The organism is Streptomyces sp. NPDC087428 (assembly GCF_044744085.1).
GTDB lineage: Bacteria > Actinomycetota > Actinomycetes > Streptomycetales > Streptomycetaceae > Streptomyces.
In genome coordinates this window covers 65828-92208 of the sequence record NZ_JBIUXR010000009.1, presented here as the reverse complement: position 1 = coordinate 92208, position 26381 = coordinate 65828, and the positions used below count along the sequence as shown (strand labels likewise).

Annotated in this window: 18 protein-coding genes; 7 read left to right on the top strand and 11 right to left on the bottom strand. The window is 69.7% G+C overall.

The genetic code is table 11. The features are described from left to right. Positions 1–81: 81 nt before the first annotated feature. The 6 genes from ACIO3R_RS20030 to ACIO3R_RS20005 all read right to left on the bottom strand — a co-directional run bounded on the left by ACIO3R_RS20030 (position 82) and on the right by ACIO3R_RS20005 (position 6312). Entirely contained in the window at positions 82–405 is a 324-nt protein-coding gene (locus ACIO3R_RS20030) for an L-rhamnose mutarotase (RefSeq protein WP_385033969.1), read from the bottom strand. Beyond that, positions 402–1946, bottom strand: a complete 1545-nt coding sequence (locus ACIO3R_RS20025; RefSeq protein ID WP_402107292.1) for a sugar ABC transporter ATP-binding protein — start codon at positions 1944–1946, stop codon at positions 402–404. The genes ACIO3R_RS20030 and ACIO3R_RS20025 overlap by 4 nt, the downstream gene beginning before the upstream one ends. Next, positions 1943–3019 (bottom strand): ABC transporter permease, encoded by a 1077-nt coding sequence (locus ACIO3R_RS20020; RefSeq protein WP_402107289.1) that lies wholly within the window; start codon positions 3017–3019, stop codon positions 1943–1945. Before ACIO3R_RS20020 ends, ACIO3R_RS20025 begins: the two co-directional genes overlap by 4 nt. Further along, positions 3016–4020 carry an ABC transporter permease gene (locus ACIO3R_RS20015; RefSeq protein WP_385034023.1) on the bottom strand — a complete coding sequence of 335 codons (1005 nt, stop codon included), beginning with the start codon at positions 4018–4020 and terminating at the stop codon, positions 3016–3018. The genes ACIO3R_RS20020 and ACIO3R_RS20015 overlap by 4 nt, the downstream gene beginning before the upstream one ends. A gap of 77 nt (positions 4021–4097) precedes the next feature. Beyond that, on the bottom strand, positions 4098–5186 hold the full coding sequence (locus ACIO3R_RS20010) for a mandelate racemase/muconate lactonizing enzyme family protein (protein WP_385033961.1): 1089 nt from the start codon (positions 5184–5186) through the stop codon (positions 4098–4100). Between the two features lie 37 nt (positions 5187–5223). Beyond that, positions 5224–6312 carry a substrate-binding domain-containing protein gene (locus ACIO3R_RS20005; protein ID WP_402107286.1) on the bottom strand — a complete coding sequence of 363 codons (1089 nt, stop codon included), beginning with the start codon at positions 6310–6312 and terminating at the stop codon, positions 5224–5226. A gap of 392 nt (positions 6313–6704) precedes the next feature. Here ACIO3R_RS20005 and ACIO3R_RS20000 point away from each other — a divergent pair, with 392 nt between their 5' ends. Both ACIO3R_RS20000 and ACIO3R_RS19995 read left to right on the top strand, forming a co-directional pair. Beyond that, on the top strand, positions 6705–9560 hold the full coding sequence (locus tag ACIO3R_RS20000; RefSeq protein ID WP_402107283.1) for a glycosyl hydrolase family 95 catalytic domain-containing protein: 2856 nt from the start codon (positions 6705–6707) through the stop codon (positions 9558–9560). Between the two features lie 97 nt (positions 9561–9657). Further along, positions 9658–11991, top strand: a complete 2334-nt coding sequence (locus tag ACIO3R_RS19995) for a glycosyl hydrolase family 28-related protein (RefSeq protein WP_402107281.1) — start codon at positions 9658–9660, stop codon at positions 11989–11991. A gap of 24 nt (positions 11992–12015) precedes the next feature. Here the strand turns inward: ACIO3R_RS19995 and ACIO3R_RS19990 are convergent, their stop codons facing one another. Next, positions 12016–12771 carry an SDR family NAD(P)-dependent oxidoreductase gene (locus tag ACIO3R_RS19990; protein WP_402107278.1) on the bottom strand — a complete coding sequence of 252 codons (756 nt, stop codon included), beginning with the start codon at positions 12769–12771 and terminating at the stop codon, positions 12016–12018. A 221-nt stretch (positions 12772–12992) separates the two neighbouring features. On the opposite strand from ACIO3R_RS19990, the gene ACIO3R_RS19985 reads away from it, so the two are divergent. Beyond that, positions 12993–13688 (top strand): FCD domain-containing protein, encoded by a 696-nt coding sequence (locus ACIO3R_RS19985; protein ID WP_363031295.1) that lies wholly within the window; start codon positions 12993–12995, stop codon positions 13686–13688. 17 nt (positions 13689–13705) lie between these two features. Here the strand turns inward: ACIO3R_RS19985 and ACIO3R_RS19980 are convergent, their stop codons facing one another. From ACIO3R_RS19980 to ACIO3R_RS19965, 4 genes are all read right to left on the bottom strand, one after another. After that, positions 13706–17431 (bottom strand): glycoside hydrolase family 2 TIM barrel-domain containing protein, encoded by a 3726-nt coding sequence (locus ACIO3R_RS19980; protein WP_402107275.1) that lies wholly within the window; start codon positions 17429–17431, stop codon positions 13706–13708. A gap of 284 nt (positions 17432–17715) precedes the next feature. Continuing rightward, the gene (locus ACIO3R_RS19975) at positions 17716–18750 is read right to left on the bottom strand and encodes an ABC transporter permease (protein WP_363031216.1); all 1035 of its coding nucleotides are present in this window, start codon (positions 18748–18750) and stop codon (positions 17716–17718) included. Continuing rightward, positions 18747–20342, bottom strand: a complete 1596-nt coding sequence (locus tag ACIO3R_RS19970) for a sugar ABC transporter ATP-binding protein (RefSeq protein ID WP_385353495.1) — start codon at positions 20340–20342, stop codon at positions 18747–18749. Before ACIO3R_RS19970 ends, ACIO3R_RS19975 begins: the two co-directional genes overlap by 4 nt. A gap of 127 nt (positions 20343–20469) precedes the next feature. Next, a complete protein-coding gene (locus ACIO3R_RS19965) occupies positions 20470–21510 on the bottom strand; it encodes a substrate-binding domain-containing protein (RefSeq protein WP_385353493.1) in 1041 nt (346 codons plus the stop codon). Positions 21511–21990: 480 nt separating this feature from the next. Between ACIO3R_RS19965 and ACIO3R_RS19960 the strand changes: the two genes are divergently transcribed. The 4 genes from ACIO3R_RS19960 to ACIO3R_RS19945 are packed head-to-tail and all read left to right on the top strand — an operon-like array spanning position 21991 to position 26339. Beyond that, on the top strand, positions 21991–23760 hold the full coding sequence (locus ACIO3R_RS19960) for an IlvD/Edd family dehydratase (protein WP_402107270.1): 1770 nt from the start codon (positions 21991–21993) through the stop codon (positions 23758–23760). Between the two features lie 9 nt (positions 23761–23769). After that, positions 23770–24720, top strand: coding sequence for a dihydrodipicolinate synthase family protein (locus ACIO3R_RS19955; RefSeq protein ID WP_402107267.1), 951 nt, complete (start codon positions 23770–23772; stop codon positions 24718–24720). Next, the gene (locus ACIO3R_RS19950; RefSeq protein WP_385027711.1) at positions 24717–25673 is read left to right on the top strand and encodes a sugar kinase; all 957 of its coding nucleotides are present in this window, start codon (positions 24717–24719) and stop codon (positions 25671–25673) included. The genes ACIO3R_RS19955 and ACIO3R_RS19950 overlap by 4 nt, the downstream gene beginning before the upstream one ends. 45 nt (positions 25674–25718) lie before the next feature. Continuing rightward, positions 25719–26339: a bifunctional 4-hydroxy-2-oxoglutarate aldolase/2-dehydro-3-deoxy-phosphogluconate aldolase gene (locus tag ACIO3R_RS19945; protein WP_402107264.1), complete on the top strand. Its 621-nt coding sequence runs from the start codon at positions 25719–25721 to the stop codon at positions 26337–26339. Positions 26340–26381 lie beyond the last annotated feature (42 nt).

Genomic DNA, 26381 nt, shown 5'->3' with positions numbered 1-26381 from the left:
CGAACTCCGAGGTGGGGGCTGCCGGACGCGATCGAGCCGGGCCGGGGACTCCCGTCGTGAAGGCACCCAGACCCCGACCGCTCACTCCATGAGGAACACCTGCTCCATCGGCGCCCACCGTTCACCGGGAGCCGCTTCCGCCACCGGCTCCTGGCACGGATCCGTGAGCCGCCACCACGCCTGTGTGGACTCGTCCGCGGCCATGAGCGCGAGATCGGCGGCCAGATCGCGGCCGTGGTACTCGAAGTATCCGAAGAGCCGGTCGCCGAGGAGATGGATCGAGTAGTTCGTGATGTGACAGGCACGCAGCCGGTCCAGCACCGGCTGCGGCACCTGGCGGTGCAGCTCGCGGTACTCGTCGAGCTTCTCCGGGCGGACCCGGATCACCTGGGCCACGCGCTTCATCGGGCATCGGCCCCGGCGGCCACCGCGGAGACCGCGCGATCGTGGATCATACGGATGATCCGGCCGCTCATGCGCTCGTAGTCGCGGTCGTTGAGTACCTCTCCGCGGACACGGTGATCGGCCATGACGACGACCCGGTCCGCCAGTGTGATCATCTCCGCCAGGTCGCTGCTGATCAGCAGGATGGGCAGACCGTCGCGCGCCAGCTCCCACAGGAGTTCGTGGAACGCGTGCTTGGTGCGGACATCGACGCCGACGGTCGGTTCGTCGACGACGAGCAGGCGGGTCTCGGCCGCGAGCCACTTCGCCAGGCTCACCTTCTGCTGGTTGCCTCCGGAGAGCTCGCCGGCGTTCTGCCCGAGCCCGGAGACGCGGATGCCCAGACGGTCGACGAGATCCTGCGCGACATCCCGCTCCTCGCGCGCGGAGACGAACCCAAGGGCCCCGGCCAGCTTCCGCCACACCGTCACCGTGATGTTCCGATGGATGGGCTGGTCGAGGAAGACACCCTCCTCCTTCCGGTTCTCGGTCAGGTACCCGATACCGAACCGGTGCAGTGCCTGCCGGGGCGAGCTGATCCGGACGGGTTCGCCGTGCACCCGGATCTCCCCACCGGTGCAGCGGTCCAGACCCAGTACCGCCTTGACGAGTTCACTGCGGCCCGCTCCCACCAGGCCGTACAGACCGACGATCTCGCCGGGACGGACATCCAGGGAGATGTCCTCGTGCCCGTCCGCGGTGGAGAGCCGGTCGAGGGAGAGCACCGGGGGCGCGGACGTGTCGACAGCGCGGGGCTCCATCTCGGTGGCCGAGTGGGCGCGGCCCACCATCAGGCTGACCACGTCGTCGTGCGTGTGGTCCGCGAGCGGTGCGGACTCCAGCACGGACCGGCCGTCGCGGAGCACCGTGACGGTGTCGCAGACGGCGAAGACCTCTTCGAGCTTGTGACTGACGAAGACGACACAGGTCTCCTTGGCGGTGAGCCGCCGCACCACCTCGAACAGCCGGTCCGCCTCCTGGGGGGAGAGCGAGGCGGTCGGCTCGTCGAGCAGCAGCACCTTGCTTTCGGTGTGGAGCGCCTTCGCGATCTCCACCAACTGCTGCTGTGCCACCGAGAGTTCGATGACCGGGCGGTGTGGATCGATGTCCAGGCCCAGCTCCGCCAGACACCGCTGCGCGGGCGCTGTCATGCCGTCACGGTCGACGAGCCCGCGGCGCGAAGGAGGGGCCTGCAGAGTGATGTTCTCCGCGACGGAGAACCCGGGGATGAGGTTGCGCTCCTGGTGGACGACGCCGATGCCGGTGCGCGTGGCTTCCAGCGGGGAGCGCAGCTGGACCTCCTCGCCCCGCCAGTTGAGCCGGCCGCCGTCGGGGGCGTGCACACCTGTCAGGACCTTGATCAGGGTGGACTTGCCCGCCCCGTTCTCGCCCAGCAGGGCGTGCACGGAGCCCGCCTCCAGACGAAGCCCGACCCCGTCCAGAGCCCGTACTCCGGGGAAGACCTTGACTATGTCCTGGCAGTCGAGAAGAACGTCGTTCATCGCGTGCCTCCCGCGTTCGTCAGGGCGGTATCCGTCTCGCGCCCGGTGTCCGCAGGGGCCGGTGGGATACGCCCCTGCGCCCTGCCCTTCTTCTCCAGATGGCTCTGGTGGACGCGCCCACCGACCACCGTGCCCAGCACGACCAGACCGATGAGGAAGTTCACCCAGCTCGGGTCGAGCGAGAACTGCGCGCGTGCGGCGTCGATCAGCCGCATCACGAAGGCTGCCAGCACCGTTCCGAGTACCGCGACGGTGCCGCCGTTGAGCGCGACACCGCCGATGATCGGTGCGGCGAAGCTCGGCAGCAGCCAGTCGCCGCCGACGCTGCGGTTGACGCCCGGCAGCGAGGCCGTGGCGGTCAGCGCGGCCACACCGACCAGCAGTCCGGACACCGTGTGGGCGAGTACGATCTGCCGGTCGGTGGAGATGCCCGACAGCCTGGCCGCGAGCGGGTTCCCGCCGGCTGCCAGCAGGCGGCGTCCCGCGGTGGTGCGGTACATGAAGGCCGCGAGCAGGAAGGCAGAGGCGAGCGCGACGAGGAAGACCAGCGGAATGTTCAACGGGGCTGCCCTGCCGAGGTCCTTGAGCGTCTCGGAGTAGCCGTCGACGGTGCGGGTGCCGGCGAGACGGTACTGCGCCCCCAGCAGGATCGTCATCGTGCCGAGCGTGACGATGAAGCCGTTGATCCGCGTCGCCACGATGAACAGGCCGGTCAGCAGACCGACGGCGGTGGCCGTGACCACTCCCGCCAGCACGGCGACGGGCATCGGGACACCGCTGTCGGCCATCAGCACGCCCGTCAGACAGGCGCTGAACCCGCCCAGGGCACCGACCGCCAGATTGAGCTGTCCGACGGACAGCGCGACCATCTGGGCGAGGCCGATGAGGATCGGCGTGGCCAGGTACTGGAGGAACGTGCGCACGGACGGGCCGTCGAAGAAGGAGCCCGACGAGGCCACTCCCAGGGCCGCGTATCCGGCCAGCGCGACGCCCAGCAGGGTGGTCGTGGTCGAGCGGGAGAAGCGTCGCAGGGCCGCGCCGGTCCTGGCTCCCCGGTCACCGGTCGTGATCATGTGGAGCGCACCACCTTCCGATAGGACACGACGGTGCGCACGCGATCGGCCGACAGGGCCAGCAGCAGCACGCAGCCGAGGTAGATGTTGAGGCTTTCGAGGCCGACTCCGAGCAGGTCGAGGCCCTTGCGGATGACGCCGACCAGCGACGTCCCCAGCAGCGCGCCGATCACCGACACGACGCCCCCGGTCAGGAGCGTCCCGCCGAGCACCGCGCCGAGGAACGACGGCAGCATGAAGTCGTCACCGATGGACGCCCGGAAGGTTCCGGTCCCGACGGCGGCCATGAACCCGGCGAGCGCGGCCAGCAGCCCCGACAGCGCGTGCGCGAGGACGATGCGGCGGCCCGTCGGAATGCCGGACAGCTCCGCCGCCGCCGGGTTGGCACCGGTGAGCAGCAGCTCCCGGCCCAGGCGGGTGCATCCGTAGAGGAATCCGAGACCGGCCAGGGCCAGCACGGTGAACTGGATCATCTGCGGCACAGCGGGGGAGCCGCACACCGGGCCGGCGCAGATGTCGGCGAGCGAGTAGGAACGGAGCTCGGCCAGCCCCGACGGCCTGGTGGTGAACGCCGCGTTCTCCGTGAGGGCCGAGTACAGCAACGAGACCAGTCCCAGCAGCGCGAAGTCCATGGCCAGCGTCACCACGAAGGAGCTGACACCGGTGCGCGCGATGATCCAGCCGGTGAGTGCGCCGATGGCCGCGCCGGCGAACAGGCACAGCAGCAGCCCGAGCGGCAGTGGCAGGCCGAGCCGGTCGTACCCGAACCCGGCGAACAGGGCACCGAAAGCGGCCATGCGGCCCACGGCGAGATTCATGTGCCCGACGGACAGGGCCACCATCTGCGCCAGCGCCACCACGGTCAGGGTCGCGATGTCCCGCAGGAGCGGGAAGAGCACGAGCCGTTCGTCGAGGAAGGCGGGGCGCAGCACTCCGAACAGTGCGCACAGGGCGACGACGAGCACGAGCAGGCCCAGTCGTTGGTTCACCCAGAAGGGCAGCTTGTGCGGTGCGGGCGCGGCGGTGGCGGACGTCGTCCCGGTGCCCGGATCGAGGCCGGACGGGGCCGCGGGCGGTGTCACGACACCCTCCGGTTGTCGATGGCGTCCATGTCCCAGTCGATGCCGATGCCCGGCACGTCCGGGGCCACGGCCATCCCGTCACGGACGGTCAGTTCGGTGCGGGTCACGGCACGCAGCTGCGGGATGTACTCGACGAACTTCCCGTTGGGCACGGCCGCGACCAGACTGACGTGCAGCTCCATCAGGAAGTGCGGACAGACCATGACGTTGTGGGCCTCCGCCAGGTGCGCGACCTTCAGCCACGGGGTGATGCCGCCGATGCGGGCGGCATCCACCTGCACGATGGAGGCCGCGCGTGTCTCCAGGTAGTTGCGGAACTGCGTGACCGAGTACATGGACTCGCCGACGGCTATCGGGATCCTGGTCGCGCGCGCCAACTGCGCGTGGCCGCTGATGTCGTCGGCCGGCATGGGCTCCTCCAGCCAGTACGGGGCGTACGGCTCGAGAGCGGATGCCAGCTGGAGAGCGGAGGAGATCGTCTGGGACTGATTGGCGTCGGTCATGATGTGCAACGACGGGCCCACGGACTCGCGTACGGCGCGCAGCCGCTCGGCGTCCTCGGCGGCGTGGGGCTTGCCCACCTTGATCTTGACGCCCGCCCATCCGGCCTCCTGAGCCTGCTTGGCCGATCTGACCAGGTCGTCCGGGCTCAGGTGGAGCCAGCCGCCCTCGGTGTCGTACACGGGGACTTCGCGGCGATGACCGCCGGCGAGCCGCCACAGGGGTTCCCCGGCGCGTTTGCAGCGCAGGTCCCACAGAGCGGTGTCCACGGCGGCGAGTGCCAGGGAGGTGATGGCCCCGGTGGTGGTCGACCGGGTCGCGGCGAACAGCCGTTGCCACAGCCCCTCGACGTTCCGCCCGTCCTGCCCGACGAGCAGTGGAAGGAGGTGGTCCTGGAGCAGGGCCAGGACGGAGGATCCGCCGGTCCCGATCGTGTAGGCGTAGCCGGTCGCCTGGAGACCGTCCGCGGAGGTGATCTCGACGAGGACCGTCTCCTGCTTGACGAAGGCCTGCACCGCGTCGGTGCGGTCCGTCTCCACGGCGATGTCGGCCAGCAGTGCCGTGGCGGTGGTGATGATGCTCATCGTGCGACGTCCGATTTCTGTAGTGCCGGTGGCGGCGTCAGCCGCAGCTGAGGACTTCGTCCGCGAACTGCTTCTTGAGCTGCTCGGTCTTGGTCTTCCTGGCGCTGTCGTAGTCGTCGACGTTGGACTCGGTGACGACGAAGGAGCCGGAGTCCACGATCCGGCCGGGCTTGCGGACGGTGCACTGCTTGGTCTGGAGCAGTGCCAGCGCCCACGCCCCGATGTCGGCCTGGGCCACCGGGTTCTGCACGACGGTGGCGGTGACCGAGCCCTTGCGGATCGAGCCGAGGATCTTGGCGTCGTCGTCGATGGCGACGACCTTGGCCTTCGAGCCCGCGCTGCTGACCGCGTCGGCGGCGGCCACCGCCGGGTTGTAGGCGGTGGCGACGATGCCCTGGATCCTGCCGCCCTTGGCCGCGAGGAGGTCCGAGACCGCCTTCTGCGCGGTCTGGAGGTCCTTGTCGATGTCGGTGATGGTCTGGAGGAGCTTGACCTTGCCCCCGGACTCGGACACCGCCTTCGAGACACCCTTCATCCGGAGCTGTGTGTTGGCGTCCACGTTGTTGCCGGTGAGATGCACCAGGGTGCCGTGCCCGCCCATGGCCGCTATGGCGGCCTGCGCGGCCTTGTACGCGGCGAGTTCGACGTCGGTCGACAGACAGAACTCGGCCTCGTTCGCGCCGCCGGCCGGGCACGATCCCAGCGAGGCCACCGCCATCCCCTGCGACTTCAGGTCCGCGAACGTGGTGTTGATGTCGGTCGGCGAGACACCGAACACGCCGAAGGCGTTGTATCCGCGTGCTGCCAGGGTGGACAGCAGGTTGTTCTGCTTCTGCTGGTCCCATTCGGCGGTCTCGTCGAACGCCACGTCTCCGAGGCCGTACTCCTTCTCGGCAGCGGCCCCGGCCTTCTTCCACGGCTGGAAGTACGGGTGGGCCCCGCCGGGAACGAGTGCCACCTTGGTGCCGGACCCGTCGGCGAGACGGGCGCCGCCGCCGGCCTTGCCCGCCGCCTGCGTCCGGTCGCCCGTGGGCTCTCCCGAGGTCCGCACGGTGCACGCGGAGGAAGCCAGGAGAACCGCGACGGTGAGAACGCCCGGAACAACACCTCTGGCTGGGATACGCATCTCCACCACCCCCTCAAGAATCAAATAGGAAATTGATGTGGTGATGGTTGATGAGAGGGGGCGCCCCGTCAAGGTCTGCGACGCGATTCGTCGGCCTGATGGAGTGTGACGTCGCCGTCCTGAGGGCCAATGGTGCGCCATTGGCAAGGAAAACCGCAGGTGAAGGGCGTTTTCTGATGCTTGGCCATCGCGTGACGCACCTGTCCGGCATCGCTGTCGAGGTTCGGTCGGTGACTGCCCCACTCGAACCGATCGGTAAAAATCATATAGGAAAGCTTGTCGAAATCATTGACAGGACGTGCCCGAGCCACTGCACTTCTGCCCAGGCGCCGCCCCGCGGCCGTCGGACCCCCACGATTCGAGCACCGCTGCCCCTGAAGGAGCCGCAGTCCATGTCCCGTCGTTCGCCTGCTCAGCCCCCCGCCCAGGACGAGATCGGTATGTCGCGTCGCGGCGTACTGCGCGCGGCAGCCTCGATGACGGCGCTCGTCGCGCTGTCAGCACTGCCGGAATTCAGCACGGCCGCCGCCGCGGTGACACGGCCTCAAGCCCTCTCGCTGGTGCCCGACAGCGAGGCGGTGACCCTCTGGTACACCAAGCCCGGCGCCGAGGACCACAGTGTCGAGGAAGGACTGCCGATCGGGAACGGCCGGCTGGGGGCGCTCGTCACCGGCGATCCCTCCCACGACGCGATGATCCTGACGGACGCGACTCTGTGGACGGGCCACGCCAACGCGGCGCTCCAGGCGGACGGACAGTTCCCTTACGGCGCGGGCGACTTCGGTACGTTCGGGATGCTGGCCAAGACCGTTCTGAAGATCCCGGCCCACACCATCGGGGCGGTCAGCGGCTACCGCCGCACGCTGGACATGAGCAACGGCCTGGTGACCGCTTCGTACCGGACGGGCGGTGTGACCTACCGCCGCGAGGTGTTCTCCAGCCATCCCGACGATGTGATCGTGGTGCGGCTGTCGCAGAGCGGCGGCGGCACCTACACCGGGTCACTGGCCCTTTCCGGGACGCGCGGCGAGACCGTGTCGGTGAACGCGGGCGCCGCCGAGGCGTCGTTCTCGGCCGCGCTGCCGAACGCCCTGAAGTACGCCACGGTGGTGAAGGCGAGCGGGAAGGGCGGCACCGTCTCCGCTTCCGGCACGGAGGTGACGTTCAGCAACTGCACCGAAGTGCTGCTGGTCCTCTCCGGCGGCACCAACTACAAGGCGGACGCGTCCGTCGCGTACAAGGACACCTCCCTCGTGCCCCTGGACGTGGCCCGTACCAAGGCCTCGCGGGCGACGACGGCCGGCGGACCGGCACTGCTGGCCACGCACGTGTCCGACTTCCAGCGGCTCCAGCAGCGCATGACGGTGAACGTGGGCACGTCGTCCGCCGCGCAGCGGGCGATGGACACACCCGCCCGCCTGACGGCCCGCGCTACGGCCGGTTCCGCACCCGACCCGGAACTGGAGGCCTCATACCTTCAGTACGGCCGCTACCTGACGATCTGCGGCTCGCGCGGCAGCCTTCCCACCAACCTCCAGGGGCTGTGGCTCGACAGCAACGCTCCGTCCTGGATGAGCGACTACCACACCGACATCAACGTCCAGATGAACTACTGGCTGCCCGACCGCGCGGGCCTGTCCGAGTGCTTCGACGCGTTCACCGACCACTGCGTCGCTCAGCTGCCCGGCTGGCAGGCCACGACGAAGGACCTGTTCCAGGACTCCCGCAACCGGTTCCGCAACACCTCCGGCAAGGTGGCCGGCTGGTCCCTGGCGATATCCACGAACATCTGGGGCGGCAACGGCTGGTGGTGGCACCCGGCCGGCAACGCCTGGATGTGCAACTCCCTGTACGAGCACTACGAGTACACCCGCGACGCGGCCCACCTGGCGAAGATCTACCCCCTGCTCAAGGGCGCCTGTGAGTTCTGGGAGTCACGGCTGATCACCACGACCGTGCCCGACCCCGCGACCGGTGGAACGAAGCAGGTCCTGGTCGACGACCACGACTGGTCACCGGAGCACGGGCCGCAGGACGCACGCGGCATCACCTACGCGCAGGAACTGGTCTGGCAGCTGTTCCAGAACTACCGGGCCGCCGCGGCGGCACTGGCGAAGGACGCCGCCTACGCCGCGACCGTCTCCGGGCTCCAGGACCGGCTGTACCTGCCCGAGGTCAGCGCCACCAGCGGCTGGCTGGAGGAGTGGATGAGCGACGACAACCTCGGCGAGACCACGCACCGCCACCTGTCCCCGCTCATCGGGCTCTTCCCCGGCGACCGCATCGACCTCGAACACGCACCGGCGGAGCTGATCGCGGGCGCCACCAAGCTGCTGGAGGCACGAGGCATGGCCAGCTTCGGCTGGGCCAGCGCCTGGCGGGCCAGCTGCTGGGCGAAGCTGAAGCACGCGGACAAGGCGTACGAACTCGTCCTGGACGTCATGAGGCCGTCGGTGAACTTCAGCAACGGCAGCGCGATCAACATGTTCGACATGTACAGCTTCGGCAGCAGCTCCGTCTTCCAGATCGACGCCAACTACGGCACCCCCACGGCGATGATCCAGATGCTGGTGGAGTCCCGTCCCGGCCAGGTGGAGCTGCTGCCGGCGCTGCCGCGTGCGTGGGCGGCCGCCGGCGCCGTCACCGGGATCGGGGTCCGCGGCGGCCTCACGCTCGACCTGCGGTGGAAGGACGGACAGGTCACAGAAGCGACGCTGCACGGGGCGGCGGGCGCGTCCACCGACGTCGTCTTCGGGGACTGGACCAGCCACGTCACCATCCCCGCCGCCGGCTCCGCGACGCTCGCCCCGCCCGCTCAGCACACTGTCTTCCAGCTGGTCAACCGCAAGACCGGCAAGGCGGTCGACGTTCCCGGCGCCTCCACCGCCAACGGCACCGGACTGATCCAGTACACCCCGAGCCCGGCCGTGAACCAGCAGTTCAGGTTCGTCCCCGTCGGCGAGGGGCGGTACGAGATCTACACCACGCACGGCAGCACCCCCTTGGTCTGGGCGGTCTGGGGCGGCTCCTCGGACACCGGCGCCAAGGTCACCCAGTGGACGCCCGAACACAGCACCAGCCAGCAGTGGAAGATCGCCGACGCCGGCGACGGCTACGTGACCCTCACCTGTGCCCGCAGCGGCAAGGTCCTCGGGGTCACCGGCGGCTCCGCCGCCGACGGCGCGACGGTCGAGCAGCAGACGGCCGACGGCGGCACGGGCCAGCAGTGGCGGCGCGTCGGCAGGTGAATCACAGGCGAGGCGGTGGCCGAACCACCGCAGGGCGGTAGGCGAACCACAGGAGGGGCGGTCGGTGACCGCCGCGGACGGACCTCAGGAGGAACCAGTGCACCCCTCACGCACGCGGCGGAACACCGACCGTCCGCCGACACCGGTCGGCATCGGGTCGGCCCCGCTCAGGAAGGGCGGTCGCGTCGGACTGTGGGCGGCGTCGCTCGTCGGCGCCGTGCTCGCCTCGCTCGTAGCGCCCGTGCCGGCCGCGACGGCGGCAGCGGCCGCCGAGACGGTGGTCGACGTGACCACGTTCGGCGCCGACCCGACGGGCAAGCAGGACAGCGCCGCGGCCGTTGCGGAGGCCCTGCGCCGGGCCAAGACGGTCAAGGGGCCGGTGCGGGTGCTGTTCCCGCACGGCACCTACCAGATCTACCCCGAACAGGCGGAGGTCCGGGAGCTGTACCTGTCCAACACCGTGGGTGCCGACCAGAGATACCGGGACAAGCGGATCGGCATCCTCGTCGAGGACATGCACGACGTCACCATCGACGGCGGCGGTTCGCATCTGCAGTTCCACGGGCTGATGACCGCGTTCGCGACCATCCGCTCGCAGAACGTCGCCGTCCGGAACTTCGGCTTCGACGTCACCGCCCCCAAGGTCGTCGACGCGACCGTCAGCGAGACCGGGGTGTCCGACGGGCACGGGTACCGGGTACTGAGCATCCCGCCGGGCAACCCGTTCTCGGTCGCCGGCAAGCAGGTGACCTGGCTCGGCGAGAAGAGCCCGGCCACCGGTCAGCCGTACTGGTCGGGCGTCAACGGCATGGGCTACACACAGGTCCACGACCCGGCGGCGAAGCGCACCTGGCGCGGCGCCAATCCGCTGTTCGACGACGTGGCCTCAATGGCGGACGCGGGCGGCAACAAGCTCCGCATCGAGTACACGAACGGAACGGCTCCGGCCGACCGCGGCCTCGTCTACCAGATGCGCGAGGACACCCGGGACACCGCGTCCGCGTTCTTCTGGGAGTCGAAGGACATCACCGTCCAGGGCCTGAAGGCCCGCTACCTGCACGGGTTCGGGTTCCTCGGCCAGATGAGCGAGAACATCACCGTCGACGGCAACGAGTTCCGCACCGACCCCGCCTCCGGACGCAGCACGGTCGGCTTCGCCGACTTCGTCCAGATGTCCGGCGTCAAGGGCACCGTGCGAGTCACCGACAACCTGTTCGACGGGGCGCACGACGACGCGATCAACATCCATGGCACCTACGTCGAGGTCACGGGGCGGCCGTCGCCCAACACGCTCACGCTCGCCTACGAACATCCCCAGACCGCCGGCTTCCCGCAGTTCCATCCCGGCGACGAGGTCGAGATCGTGGACAAGCGGACCATGGCGGCCGTTCCGGGCGTCCAGGCCAGGGCCGTCTCTGTGGAAGGTCCTTCGGGGCAGGACCACGGCACGTCCCTGACCACTATGACGGTCACCTTCGACCAGGCCATACCGGCCTCGGTGACGGCAGGAGACTTCGTGGTGGAGAACACCACGTACACACCGACCGTCGACATCAGCGGCAACACCTTCCGCAACATCCCCACCCGCGGCGTACTGGTCACCACCAGGCGACCCGTCGTCATCCAGGACAACGTGTTCGACGGCACCCAGATGGCCGGCATCTTCATCTCCTCGGACGCCTACCAGTGGTACGAGTCCGGACCGGTCCGCGATGTCCTGATCAGGAACAACACCTTCCTGCGGCCCGTGAGCCCGGTGATATTCGTCGAACCCACCAACCAGGTCGTCGACGCGGCGAACCCGGTGCACCGCAACATCCGGATCGAGGACAACGAGTTCAGAGTGGGCGACGTCCGGCTCCTCGACGCGAAGAGCACCGGCGGAATCACCTTCGAGCGCAATGACGTCCTCCGTCTCGACCGCAACACGGCGGTCACCGCCCGCGCCGACGACGTCTGCCCGGCGCCCGGCACTACTACGCGGGTGCGCGCCGTCCCGTCCGCCGCGCCCTACTCCACCCCACTGTTCTCCTACAGCGGCTCCTCCGGGGTCCTGATCGAGGACAACTCCTTCGACAACGGGCTGAACCTGCGTGCCGACCTCAGCTCCACCGACGCCGCCCAGGTCAGCACCGACGAGGTGACCAAGGACGGCACCGACCACATCCTGCCGCTCGTGCCCTCGGTCACCTACGTCAGCGGCGACCGCCACGTCGCCACCGTGGACCGGAACGGCAAGGTGACTGCCAGGGCGGCCGGGGCCGTCACCATCACCCCCGTCACGAGCAGCCGGTTCGGCGACACCCGGGGCGCACCGGTCACGCTCGACGTCGGCAAGCACGACTGCGGCACGCCCGTGACCACCGCCGGCGCCGGAAACGGCAGCCGAGCCGCGGGACCGGCCGCCGCCCCTGTACGAGCAACTCCCTGACCAACGAGGGAGCGGGCGTGTCGGTCAGGCGAACCTGGCCGACACGCCTCCGTCTACGGCCCAGTCCGCACCGGTGACGAAGCCCGCGGCGTCGGACAGGAGGAACGTGACCACGGACGCGACCTGTGCGGGGGTGCCGAGACGGCCGAGGATGTGTTTGGCCACGGCCTCCCGGCGGACGTCCGGCCGCTCCTGGGCGAAGTACTCGGCCAGCAGGTCGGTCTCGATGTAACCGGGGCTGACCGCGTTGACCCGGACACCCTGCGGCCCGACCTCCAGAGCCATGCTCCGCGTCAGACCCACCAGCCCCGCCTTGGCCGACGCGTAGGGGAACATCCCCGGGCAGGTCATCGTGGCGTGCATGGAGGCGATGTTCACGATCGCGCCCCGCCCCCGGGCCGTCATACCGGGCAGGACGGCCCGTGCCATGAGCCAGGCTCCCTTGAGGTCGACCCCGAACACCTCGTCCCACTGCCGGGTGGTCATGGAGACGACATCGGCGTACGAGTTCCGTCCGGCGTTGTTGACCAGGCCCGTCGCGGGGCCCAGCTTCTCCCGCAGGGCCACCACGGCCTCCTGGACCCGGTCCTCGCAGGTGATGTCGCACTCCGCCCAGCCGGCCGCCGGACCGATACGCTCGGCCGTCTCCCGTACGCCGTCGGCATCGATGTCCAGCAGGCCGACCCGCGCGCCTGCGGCGGCCGCCGCCGTTGCGACGGCTGCGCCGATGCCGCGGGCCGCGCCGGTGACCAGTACTACCTCGTCGGTCAGATCAATCATGTCGGTCCTCCGTTCCGCGCCGGGCGCGGACAGTTGTCGAAGCAGTAGGCCGGAACTCCGTGCGGCGGGACGATCCTCCCGCCGGGGCAGGCCTGTTGGGCATCACGGCCCGGACGAGGCACGGCCCCGAACCTAGCAGCCAAGCTGTTAGGTATAAGGTGCAGGTCCCGCATCCGGAGCAGGCGAGCGCCGGCTCCCCGTTCGGGTGAGAGAGTGAACGCATGACGATCGAGCGGCCGACGCTGAGCCACCACGTGGTGCAGGAGATCATCGGCGAGATCAAGTTGCGTGGCCTGCGGGCGGGCGACGAGATCCCCGCCGAGGGCGAACTCGCCGAGCGGCACGGTGTCAACCGGCTGGCCGTGCGCGAGGCGATCCGTACGCTCGTCGCCCGAGGTGTCCTGGTGTCCAGCCAGGGCAAGCGTGCGAGGGTCGCGATTCCCACGCCCGCGGTCCTGGAGCAGATCATCGACTTCCGGCTCAGTCAGAACTCGATGGACCTGGTGGACCTGCTCGACACCCGCCGGGTGATCGAGGCCGAGCTGGCGCGGCGGGCCGCGGTGCGCGTCGGCGCCGGGGAGGACTCGGTGGCGGAGGCGGTCCGCGCGCTGGACGCCATGCGCGACGCGGCCGGTGACCGGGAGGCGTTCATCGCGGGGGACCTGGCGTTCCACCAGGCCGTGGCCGACCTGGCGGCGTCGGGCCTCTTCTCCTTCGTCCTCACGGCGATGAACGGGATCCTGCTCGATTCCCGGCGCGCGAGCTACCGGGGGAGGGAGCGCCGCGGCGCCACGCACGAATCCACCATCGAGGCACACCAGCGCATCGTCGATGTCATCGCCGACGGCGACGGCGACCGTGCGGCCGAGGCCATGACCGCCCACCTCGCGGAGACCGGTCACGACCTCGGACTATGACGCCGCCCGGACGGCTGTCAGGGCAGCAGCCGGAGCCGTGCGGTGCCGCTCCAGCCGGCGGGCAGGGTGATCGCCGGATCGACGTAGTTGCCCCAGGCCAGGTCCGGGTAGTTGAGGCGGGCGCTGACGATCAGCCCGACTCCGGGGGCCCGGCTCGGGAAGGCGTCGCTCGTGAGCGCCTCGAACGCGTCGAGCACCACATGGGCCCCGGTGGCCGCCGTGTTCCTGCGGCCCGTCACGCGGAGGGTGACGGTGTGTTCCCCCTCGGCCAGCCCCGTGCGTTCGAAGACCCGCTGCTGGAACTCCTTGCCGGAGGCGTAGAGGTCCACCTGGGTGGCTGCGCCGCCGTCGACGGAGACCTCCGCGATGCCCTCACCGGGGCCCTTCGGGGAGATGACGCGGATGCCCGTACCCCAGAACGTGGCCGTCGCGCTGTCACCCGGACCGTCGCTGAACGACTCGGTGCGCCCGAGGTCACCGCTCGTCCATGAGGCGGACGCGTCCGCATGGGTCCACGACCCGCTGTAGGTGACCTGTTCCGAGGCGTCGTCGATGACCGCGTTCACCACCTGGAAGGCGTCGACGAGCGCATGGGCGCCCTTGGACGAGGCGTTCCTGGTGCCGGTGCACTCCACCGTGACCGTGTGCTGACCATACGTCAGCTGTGCGCTCCGGAAAACGAGTTGGGCCGGTGTCTTGCCCGGTCCGTAGAGGTCGACCGTCGCCGCGGGTTCTCCGTCCACGGAGATCTTCACGATGCCGAGGTTGTCCGCCTTCGCGGAGTACAGCCCTACCCCCGTGCCCGTGAACCTCAGCTCCGCCGTCGCCCCGGCCGCTTCGGTGAAGGACTCCGTGCCGAACAGATCGCCGGCGGTGTAGTCCGCGCTCGCGTCCGCGTGGGTCCAGGCGCCCGTGTAGACGACCGCCGGGGACGCGTCGTCGATCAGGGCCGGCTCCATGGGCGCCAGCCGTACCGAGTCGGTGCCGTCGGACTCGACCTGAACCCCGGTCCCTGCCACGCCCGTTGTGGCCTTGGCGACCCTGATCCGGGCCTTGGCGCTGCGGAAGTCGTTGGTCCAGTGTGCGGCGCCGTCCTTGCCGAACAGGAAGTAGCTGCGGGTGTCCTTCGCCCATGTCCAGTCGGGCCGCGTGCGGTATCCGTCGGTGCCGGAGGCCCGGTTCCTGGTCGCGGTGCCGCAGGCCCGTCCGATGTGGTCGTCGGGGTACGCCGTCCACTGGGCGTCCCGCTGCCAGCTCAGGGTGTCCGTGCGGTCGGCGAGGACGTACCGGACGCCGATGTCGCTGACCTGGCCGGAGGGCGGATTGGCGATCGTGTAGGCCGTCGTCAGCAGGCCGCGGGGGCTCACGGACACCTTGATGGTGGTGTCGATGGTGCCGAAGCGCCCCTTGAGGGTGATGACCGCCTGGCCGTCGGACGTGGCCGCGGTCGCCGACGTCCCCTTCCACAGGCCCGGGACCGAGCGGGAGACCACCAGGTCGGGGCCGCCGGAGAGGACCTTGTGGCCGTCTGCGGACGCCTCGGTGAGACGTGCCGTGTGCTTGTCGAACACGACGGTGAACGGTGTGTCGACACCCGTGACCGTGATCGCGTCCGCGGTCTCGGCGACGGTGGGCGCCGCGCCGCTGTCCGACGGGAAGGACGGCGTCGTACGGGTGTTGAGCCACAGGCGGTACTCGTCCACGAGTGCCGTGCCGCGCCGGAAGGTGAGCCGGAGCGTGTCGCCCGGTGACCAGGTGCCGGCCGGGACGGTCAGGGTGCCGCTCTGCCTGGGAGCGATGTCGATGCCCTGGAGGGTGCCCGATCTGCTGCCGATCTGCCAGCTGACGTTCAGTTCCCCGAGGTTGCTGTGGTCGTGCCAGTTCTTGACGGGCACCGCGATGGCCTTTCCGGCGGTCAGGCCGGTGAGCACCCCGTCGGCGATCTGCACGGGGGAGAAGGCCTTCTGGGTCAGCCAGAACTCGGGCTTGCGGCGCCGCCACAGGTCGATGATTCCCCATTCGCCGTACCCGACTGGCCCGTTGGGCAGATGGAACACCTCGTCGATGGCCGCCCAGATGGCGCCGCCCACGACGCCGTCCGTGTCGCGGAACCTGGCGGCCAGCTTGGCGATGCTGTGGCCCCAGAAGTCGCGTACTCCCGGGTCGGTCTTCAGCGTCTGCGTGTTGTAGCACGGCACATGGGCGAACTCGCCGTACTGGATGGGCTGTCCGGGGTTGCCGTTGGCGTTCTGGAGACTGGGGTAGTGGCCGCTGTAGATGTCGGTCTGGTCGCCGCCGTTCTTCTGTCCCATGTCCTCGAAGAGCGTCGGACGCGACGGGTCGGTCTCGTGGGCGTAGGTGTTCTCCGAGGCGAAGTTGCGCCCCATTCCGCTCTCGTTGCCGACGGACCACTCGATCACGCACGCGTGGCTGCGGTCGCGCTCGATCATCTCGGCGAACTGCGTCAGGTACTGCTCGGTGTAGGCGGGATCGTCGACGGTCGCCTGCTGGAAGCAGACCGGCGCCTCGACCTCCACATAGAGACCGAGGCGGTCGGCCGCGTCCAGCAGCGCCGGTGTCGGGGGATAGTGCGAGGTCCGGATGAAGTTGCAGTTCGCCTCCTTGTAGAGACGTGCGGCCTGCTCCTCCATGGCCGGGTTCGTCGAACGGCCCTGCTCCTCCGTGATGCTGTGGTGGCAGACCCCCAGCAGGTGCACCGGCTTGCCGTTGACGACCAGGCGGTTGCCCTCGACCTCGACCTGGCGGAAGCCGACGGCCCGCGTCACGGTCTGCGACACGCCCCCAGCGGTGAACTTCGCCTTCAAGGTGTAGAGGCTGGGGTGTTCGGCGTCCCACTTGAGTGGCGCCTTGACCGGGATCACGGCTTGTCGCTGTGGATCCGTGCCGGTCAGGGTGATCGTCGACGGCGTGATCGCCACCGGCCGGCCGCTCGGGTCGGTGAGCGTGAGCTCGGCCGTTCCGCTCTGGCCGGTCCGGAACGCGGCCGCCGCGGTCACGGTGAGCGTGGCGTCCTTGTAGGCACTGTCGAAGGCCGTGTCGGCGTGCAGCCTCGTGAGATACGAGGCGGGCAGCGCCACGAGCGTCACCTCGCGCAGGATGCCGCCGATGATGTGGTGGGCGTAGTCGGACTGGCCCGCGATGCTCGTCGGCCGGTCTGTCACGCCGAGCGCGACGACAGCCTCGCGGCCGGGGACGACCAGCGAGGTGACGTCGGCGTACCACGTGGTGAAGCCGCCGTCGTGGGTGCGCACGGCAGTGCCGTTGACCCACAGCCGGGCGTAGTTGTACACGCCGTCGAAGCGGAGCAGGACGCGCTTGCCGGCGAAGTCCGCGGGGACGGTGACTCTCACCGCGTACGCGCATTCGGTGCCGGAGGGCACGGTCTCGCTCTGGAGGGCGGGCTCGCCCGGCACATCGAGGGGGTGCCACGAGGACGTGTCGGTACCGGCGGTCCAGAACGAGGCGGGGGGACTGGACGTCCAGCGCCAGCCGGAGGTGAGGGGGACGAGCGGATTGCGTACTCCGGACACCGTCTCGGGCAGGGGCGGAATCGCCGGGGGCGCCGCGGCGGCACTGGCGGGTGCGGTGAGGAAGACATCGCCGGCGACGGCGAGGATTCCGGCTGCTGCCAGGCCCTTCAACGCGCTGCGACGGGAGAACGTGCCGGTCGGATCGGGGGCGTCCGGGGAATCTGAAGGCTTGCGGCGGTGAGGGAACGTCACGTCAGACCCTTCTTGGCAACTAGGCTGCTAAGTAGATATAGGGGTGTTCGAAGCGGGTGGCAATACCTGGGGGCACACCGCCGAGGATTCCCGGGAGGACACGGCACTCCCGCCCCGCCCAGGGGGAAGTGACCCCTGTTCCGGTGGCGACGACTACTTCTGGGTGATCGGCGGAGTCCCGCTCCGCGCTTCCTCGCGCAGTCCTGCGAGGGCGCTGCGACCGTCACGGTCGCAGCGCCCTCGTCCGTGCCCCGGCGCGGGAGTGTTCTCCGCGCGGGGGCGGATCAGTGCGGTAGCCCGACGGCCCTCTCGCCGCTGCGGCGCTGCTGGATGACGACGGCGACCACCAGCAGGGCGCCCTGGGCGACGTTCTGCCAGAAGGAGTTGATGCCCTGGACGGTGAGGCCGTTCTCAAGGGCTCCCAGAAGGGCGACGGCGAGCAGAGTGCCCCCGATGCCGCCCTTGCCGCCCTTGAGGGCTGCGCCGCCGAGTGCGGCGGCGGTGATGGCCTTGAGTTCGAGGCCCTCACTGCCGGAGGTGGGCTGGCCGGATCCGGTGCGGGCGGTCAGCAGGATGCCGGCGATGGCGGCGACGATCCCGATGAGGGCGTAGACGCAGATCAGGTACTTGTTGATGTTGATGCCGGCCAGCCGGGCGGCGGTGTCGTTGCCGCCGATCGCGTAGATGTTGCGGCCGATGTCGGTGTACCGCAGCAGAAGATGGACGAGCACGGCGACGACGATGAGGATCCAGACCATGACGGGCAGTCCGGCGATCTTCCCGCGGCCGAGGAAGATGAAGAAGTCGTTGTTGAGGACATAGCCCTGGGCCCGGCCGTCCGACAGGAGCTGGGCGAGGCCCTTGTAGGCGGCGAGACCCGCCAGGGTGGCGATGGTGGGGTTGACCCGGCCGTAGACGATGACCAGGCCGTTGAGTATGCCGATGAGCAGGCCGACGCCGATCGCGGCTGCCATGCCGAGGAAGGCGTTGGTGTTGGTGCTGGTGAAGACCATGGCACTGACGACGGATGCCACACCGGTCTGCGAGCCGACGGAGATGTCGAGCCCGCCGCAGATGATCACGACGGTCTGCACGATCGCGAGGAGGCCGGTGATGGTGGCGGCCTCGGCGATGACCTGCATGTTGGACAGGCTCAGGTAGTTGTCGTTGAGGATCCCGAACAGTACGAGCACGAGGATCAGCGCGCCGACGAGGCTGATGTTTTGCCCGCTGATGCGGGAGAGCAGCTTCGGCCGGGAGGAGGCCGGTCCTTCCGACGGCTCCTTGACTGCTGGGGAAGGGGCGCTGGTGGTGGTCATGTAGTGGCTCCGGGGGTGCGGGTGCTGATGATGTCGTCGGCCATCGCGAGGGCGAGGATGGACTCTTCGGTGGCCTCGTCGTGGTTGAGCTCGCCGGTGATTCGGCCTTGCTGCATGACGACGACCCGGTCCGCGAGACCGAGGAGTTCGGTGAGTTCGGAGGAGATGACCAGCAGAGCGACGCCCTCGGCGGCGAGGTCGGCGATGATCTGGTAGATCTCGGCCTTCGCGCCGACATCGATGCCGCGTGTCGGCTCGTCCAGGATCAGGACCTTCGGCTTGCGGGCCAGCCACCGGGCCAGCACGACCTTCTGCTGGTTTCCGCCGGACAGTTTGCGCACCTCGTGGTCGATGGACGGTGTGCGCACCCGGAGCCGGTCGGTGTAGTGCTGGGCGAGTTCCCGCTCGGCGGTCCGTCGCACGAAGCGGGAGCGTCGCAGCCTGTTGAGGACGACGAGGGAGATGTTGGCCCGGACGGACTGCTGCAGGAAGAGGGCCTGCGCCTTGCGTTCCTCCGGCGCGAGTCCGAGCCCGGCCCGGATCACCGCGCCGGGCCGGCCGCTCGGCAGGGGGGTGCCATCGAGGGTGGCGCTGCCGCTGTGGACGGGCTGGTCGCCCGCGAGGGCCAGGGCGAGTTCGGAGCGTCCCGCGCCGATGAGGCCGGCCAGTCCGACGACCTCACCGGCGTGGACCTGGAGCGAGATGTCGTGCACGTCGTCGGTGGTGAGGTTCTTGACGTCGAGTACGAGCCGGTCGGTGGCGACCCGCTGACGTACGAACATGGTGGAGAGGTCGCGGCCCACCATGAGGCGGACCAGCTCCGCTTCGTTCGTCGTGTCCGCCGGCTGGACGCCGACCAGGCTGCCGTCGCGCAGTACGGCGATGCGGTCGGCGAGCTGGAAGATCTCCTGCATGCGGTGCGAGACGTAGACGATCGCGATGCCCTGGTCCCGCAGCCGCCGGATCAGGGCGAACAGGGCGTCCACCTCGTGCTCGGCCAGGGAGGAGGTGGGTTCGTCGAATGCGATCAGACGGGCCGTCGTGCTGCCGGTGAGGGCGCGCATGATCTCGACGAGCTGGCGTTGTGCCGGGGTGAGTTGTGAGCCGAGGAGATCGGGGTCCAGGACGCCGGCGAAGCCGAGCCGGGCCAGGTCGGCGTTGATCCGGCGGCGGAGCTCTGCCCGGTCGAACCGCCTGCCTGCCTTGCGGGGCAGCGCGCCCGCGTAGACGTTCTCGGCGACGGAGATGTGCGGGATGATCTCCGGTTCCTGCGGGATGATCCGGATCCCCGCCGCGCGCGCCCTGGCGGGGGAGTCGAGGGTGATGCTCTCGTCACCCTCGACGACGTGGCCCTCGGTGGGCTGGTGGTCCCCGGTGAGGATCTTGAGCAGGGTCGACTTGCCCGCACCGTTCTCGCCCATCAGCGCGGTGACCTGACCCGGTGGGAAGTCGAGCGTGATCCCGCTGAGCGCCTGCACGGCACCGAACCGCTTGGTGACGTCCGCTATCCCGATGGACCCGGAAGGAGGTACGGCGTCGGGTGGTCCGTCGGAAGGGTCTGGGCCGGCTGTCGAGTGGGGGGCACTTGTCATCTGTCGATTCACCTCGAAGGCATGGCGCGCAGGGTGGTCAGGGTGCTGGGCCGGCGTGGAGCGCAGCCGCTTCGGCCCGTGGCGGCGAACACTGGTGCGGCCACGGGCCGAAGCGGGGCGGGCCGGGTCAGCTGCAGGTGAGTCCGGAGGACTTCCAGTTGGAGTGGTCGATCATCTTGGTGGGGGCGAAGGCCTCCTTGGGGAAGTCCTTGCCGTTCTTGAGCTTGTCGTACATGGTCTGGACGGCCAGGGCGCCGACGTCCTTGCCGTTGATGAAGAGAGCGGCCTTCATGCCGGTCTTCTTGTCGGTCTGCCATTCCTTGCAGGCGAGGTAGGCGCCCAGGCCGACGCCGATGACGTGGTCGGGACCGATCCCGGCGTTCTGGAGCGCGGTGACCCCGCCCATGGTGTTCTCGTCGTTGCAGCCCCAGACGACCCAGTTCTTGACCTTGGAGTTCGCGGTGATCGTCGCGGCGATCTTGTCCTGGGCACCGGTCGGCGTGTTGTCGGTGGGCACGTTGATGGTCTTCACACCGGGAACCGCGGCGTCGAAGGCCTTCTTGGCGGCCTTGACGCGGTCGCCGCAGACGGTGACGTCCTGCTTCCACGCCGAGACGACCCGCGTGTCGGCGGCCTGCCAGCCGGCCTTCTTGTACTCCTCCGCGGCGCGCTTGCCGACTTCGGTGCCCATCTGGGCGCCGCTGAAGCCGATACGGGACACGAGGTCGTCCTTGCCGCACTTGGCGGGGTCGGGACCGGTGGTGCAGATCTGGTCGTCGGAGGTCAGCAGGGCTACCTTGCCGTCCTTCGCGGTCTGCGCGACCTGAGGTCCCACGGCCGGGTCCGGGACGACGATGATGACGCCCTTGGCCTTCTGGGCGACGGCGGACTGGACTTCGCTGACCGTCTTGTTGGCGTCGTTGCCCAGGTTGACCACCTTGAGGCTGATCCCGAGCTCCTTGGCCTTCGCCTTGGCGCCGGCCGCCTCGCCCACGAAGTACTCCTGGTCGCCCTGCTTCTGCAGGTACGTGATGGAGATCTTGCCGTCGACCTTGCCGACGGAGTCCTCCCCGGAGTCCTCCTTGCCCGATGAACACGCGGTGCTCAGGGCGAATGTGAGCAGCAGGCCGGTGGCGACGGCGACGTGCCGACGGGATGAACGGGACATGGAACGCTCCTTTGAGCTGAGGCGACCGCCGCGCATCGCGCTGGAGGGGTCGTGTGGTGACGGTGTGGCGTTGGGGGCCGCCTGAGGTGCCGACGAGCCGTCGATGGAACAGCACCCCAAAAAGGCCCACAAAACAACAGAGTCGAACGTGTTCTGTGAATAACACGCTTGTCTCGGGGCTGAGTCAAGGCCGCGTGCGGGGGCGAGACGAGCCTGTGATGTTTCAGTGCCGGATCGTGCGTGTGACCGCGCGGGGTTCCCGTCGCGTGGGGGTGACGTCGGCCGGCCGGACACCGGCCCCGCTGTCCGGCGTTCCGCGCCTTGCTCAACGGCCGCTCCTCGGAGGCCTGTTCGTCGATCTTCCTAAATTCGTCATTTGATAGCATCATTAAATCCGCCGTCGAGGCAAGCCCCCGCGTGGTCACAGCACGATCGCGAACGGCCCGCCCATCGCGGCAGAAGCGCGCCGAAGGGACATACATGGCAGAGCCAGAAGCACCGTCCGCCGCGGTTCCCGCGGTTCCCGCCGCCCCGCGAGGGCCGTTGCGCAGCCACGCGTGGTTCGGCGACGGCGGCAAGAACGGATTCATCGCCCGCCACCACCTGCGGGCCATGGGGCGCGGAGGCCACAACTTCGACGGCCGACCCGTCATCGGTATCTGCAACACCTTCTCCGAACTGACTCCGTGCAACGGTCATTTGCGGATCCTCGCGGACGCAGTGAAGCGCGGGGTGCTGCAAGCGGGCGGCTTCCCACTGGAGTTCCCGGCCATGTCACTCGGCGAACCGTTCCTGCGGCCGACGTCGATGCTCTACCGCAACCTCGCGGCCATGGAGATCGAGGAGCAGATACGGGCCAATCCGATCGATGCCGTCGTGCTGCTCACCGGCTGCGACAAAACCACGCCGGCCGCTCTGATGGGCGCCGCCAGCGCGGGCGTACCCGCCGTCGTCCTCACCGGCGGACCGATGCTCAACGGCCGGTTCCGGGGCCGGGACGTGGGCTCGGGAACCGACATCTGGCGGATGACGGAGGAACTGCGGGCCGGAACGGTCTCGCAGGAGGAGTTCACCGAGTTCGAGTCCTCACTGAACCGTTCCGCGGGCCACTGCATGACCATGGGCACGGCCTCCACCATGGCCTGCCTGACGGAGGCCCTGGGCATGATGCTGCCGGGCGGCTCCGGGCTGCCGGCCGTGGACGCCCGGCGTGGCACGCTCGCAGAAGAGACCGGCGCACGCGCCGTGGAGATCGCGGGCAGCGAACTCACCCCGCGACGCATCATGACGCGGCACGCCTTCGAGAACGCGATCCGGGTCAACGCGGCCATCGGGGGATCCACCAACGCGGTGGTCCACCTGCTCGCCCTCGCCGGCCGGCTGGGCGTTCAGCTGGAACTGGACGACTTCGACCGGCTCGGAGCCGAACTGCCCCTGCTCATCGACCTCATGCCCTCGGGACGCTTCCTCATGGAGGAGTTCGCCTACGCCGGCGGGCTGCCGGCCCTCATCAACGACCTGCGCGACAGCATGCACGCGGACACCATGACGGTCACCGGCCGTTCGCTGGTGGACAACTGCCTGGGCGCGGAGGTCCACGACCGCGAGGTGATCCGGCCGCTCGGCAACCCGGTGCAGCCGGCCGGGCGGGGAACGGCCGTCGTCCACGGCAACCTCGCCCCGGACGGCGCGGTCATCAAACAGTCCGCCGCCGCACCGCATTTGCTCGACCACACGGGCCCCGCACTCGTCTTCGACAGACTCGAGGACTACCTCGCCGTCGTCGAGACACCCGACCTCGACGTGTCCCCCGAGACGGTGCTCATCGTGCGGAACACCGGGCCCCGCGGCTACCCGGGCATGCCGGAGGTGGGCAATCTCCCGTTGCCGAAGAAGCTCCTCGACGCGGGGGTACGCGACATGGTGCGCGTGTCCGACGCCCGGATGTCCGGCACGGCCTTCGGCACCTGCGTCCTGCACGTGGCACCCGAGGCCGCGGTCGGCGGACCACTGGCGTTCGTCCGCACCGGCGACCCCGTCAGGCTCGACGTACCCGGAAGACGGCTCGACGTACTGATCGACGACGCCGAGCTGGAACGGCGGCGCGCCGCGTGGCAACCGGAGAAGCCGCCCGTCACCCGCGGCTGGACCCGTCTCTACACCGAACACGTCACGCAGGCGGACACCGGAGCCGACCTCGACTTCCTCGTCGGCGCGACCGACTCGACCCCGCCCCGACAGGCCTTCTGAGGAGCCGGCATGGCTGCACACATGGACAGGGACACCGACATCGACACGCTCGTCCGCGGTGTCTCTCCCGTGCTGGAGGTGCCTTTCCACCGCGACGGGGCACTCGACCCCGACGGATTCATCACCGTGGTCGACCGGGTACTCGCCACCGGCGTCGGCTCGGTGATGTTCCCCGGCTTCGCAGGTGAGTTCCACAAGCTCGAACCCGCGGAACGGGAACTGCTCACCCGCCTCCTTCTCGAACGGACCCGGCAGCGCAGGGACATCGCGGCCATCGTCTCCGTGCCGGACCACGCCACACGGGCCGCGGTCAGCCAGGCACTCCGGGCCGCCGAACTCGGCGCCGACGCCCTTAACCTGCTTCCCCCGCACTTTCTCGCACCGTCCGCCGGCGCCGTCTCGGCACATCTCCGCGCGGTACTCACGGCGGTCGACCCACTGCCCGTCGTGGTCCAGTACGCCCCGGCACTGACCGGGACGGCACTGGACGCACCCGCACTGCACCGCCTCGCGTCCGAGCATCCCAACCTGCGCTGGGTCAAGGTCGAGTCCGCCCCGCCGGGAAGGCTGATCGCGGCCCTGGCCGCCGGCGCCCGTCCACTGCCCTCACTGGTCGGCTACGCCGGGCTGCAACTGCCCGACGCGCTGCGCCGGGGGGCGGTGGGCGTACAGCCGGGCTGCTCCTTCACCGAGCTGTACGTCGCGCTCTGGGACAGCTGGGAACGCGGGAACGAGGCGGAGGCCGTCGCACTGCACACCCGGATGCTCCCGTACCTCTCGTACTGGATGCAGAGCGTGGAGCTGATCATCGCCGCGGAGAAGGAGATCTCCGTGCGCCGCGGCTGGTTCGCCTCCGCGCACTGCCGGGCGCCGGGATACCTGCTGGACGAAGAGGAGCTGAGGATGATCGACCGCTTCTGCGCGGAGTTCGCCCCGCTGGTGCCGGAGCTTGCCCCATGAGCGCCGAGGTCGTCGTCTGCGGCGAGGCGATGCTGCTCGTGCTGGCCGAACCGGGCGTGCCCCTCGAACACGCGCTCTCCTTCCGGCGCTCCGTCGCGGGCGCGGAGAGCAATGTGGCGGCCGGCCTCGCAAGGCTGGGACACTCCGTCCGCTGGCTCGGCCGGGTCGGCGACGATCCGGCGGGACGCGCCGTGCTGGCGCAACTCCGCGCCCAAGGCATCGATACCACGCACGCGGTGACCGACCCTCAGGCCCCTACCGGAGTGCTCATACGTGACAGCCACCCGGCTCGTGCGATCGATGTGCAGTACCTGCGTACGGGTTCGGCGGCGTCCCGGCTGTCACCGCACGAACTTGTGCCCGGCCAGTTCGAAGGCGCGCGGCTCGTGCACCTCACCGGGATCACCCCGATGCTGTCGGAGTCGGCGCACCGCGCGACGCTGCGCCTCGTCGAACTGGCGCGAGCCGCCGGGGCACGGCTCTCGTTCGATCCGAACATCCGCCACAAACTCGGCTCACCGAGCCGTTGGCGCGAGGTCGTCGGGCCCCTGCTGGCTCAGGCGGACGTCGTGCTGGCGGGCGAGGACGAGTGGGAACTGCTCGGCGTCACGAACCCGTCCGCCCTGCTGGAGCACGGGCGGCCCGGCACCGTCGTCGTCAAGCACCGTGACAAGTCGGCCACTTGTCTCACCCGCGGGGCCCGCAGCTGCCGGCAGCCCGCCTTCGCGGTGCCGGTGGCCGATCCGGTGGGCGCCGGGGACGCCTTCGCCGCGGGCTTCCTCTCCGGCCTGCTGCACGCCGCCGACCCCGCTCAGTGCCTGCGACAGGCGGCCGCCGCCGCCGCGCTGGTCGTGCAATGTCCCACCGATACGGACGGACTGCCCGACCGGACCGGTCTCGACCGCGCCCTGGCCGCCTTCACGGGTACCGGCGCCGAAACAGTCATCCGCTGACGCCGGCTGCCGGCACGGCACACCATGAGAAGGAGTACAGGAGTGATGTACCGATGGGAGACGGTCCAGGCCGTCACCGCGCAGCGGGTGTTCGGCATCGTCCGTACGGCGGGGCCCGACGAGGCCGTCGCGGCGGCGGAGACCCTGCTGGAGGCAGGCCTGCGCGCGGTGGAGATCGCCCTCACGACTCCGCGTGGCCTCACCGCTCTGGCCCGTCTCACCGAGACGCACCCCGAGGCGCTGCTCGGCGCGGGCACCGTCATCGACGGCGCGGCGGCACGGGCGGCCGTCGAAGCGGGCGCCCGCTTCCTCGTGTCGCCGAGCCTTCATCCGGAAGTGATCCGCACGGGCCACCGCTACGGGGTTCCGGTGTTTCCCGGCGTCGCCACACCGACCGAGATGGTGCGGGCCCTGGAGGAGGGCGCCGACGCGCTGAAGCTGTTTCCCGCCTCGGCGTTCTCACCGGCCTGGCTGCGCGACGTACGCGCCGCGCTTCCCCAGGCGCCGCTGCTGCCCACCGGGGGCGTGACGACCGCGAACGCGCCGGAGTGGATAGCGGCGGGTGCGGTGGCCTGCGGAATGGGCTCGGCCCTGTCCGAGGGAGGGGCTCGCAGCGCGGCGGAACGGGTCAGCACCCTCTTGCGCCGGCTGGCCGGGGCCGGGTGACCTCACCGGACGGCAGAATTGACCGTCATCGGCTCTACGCGG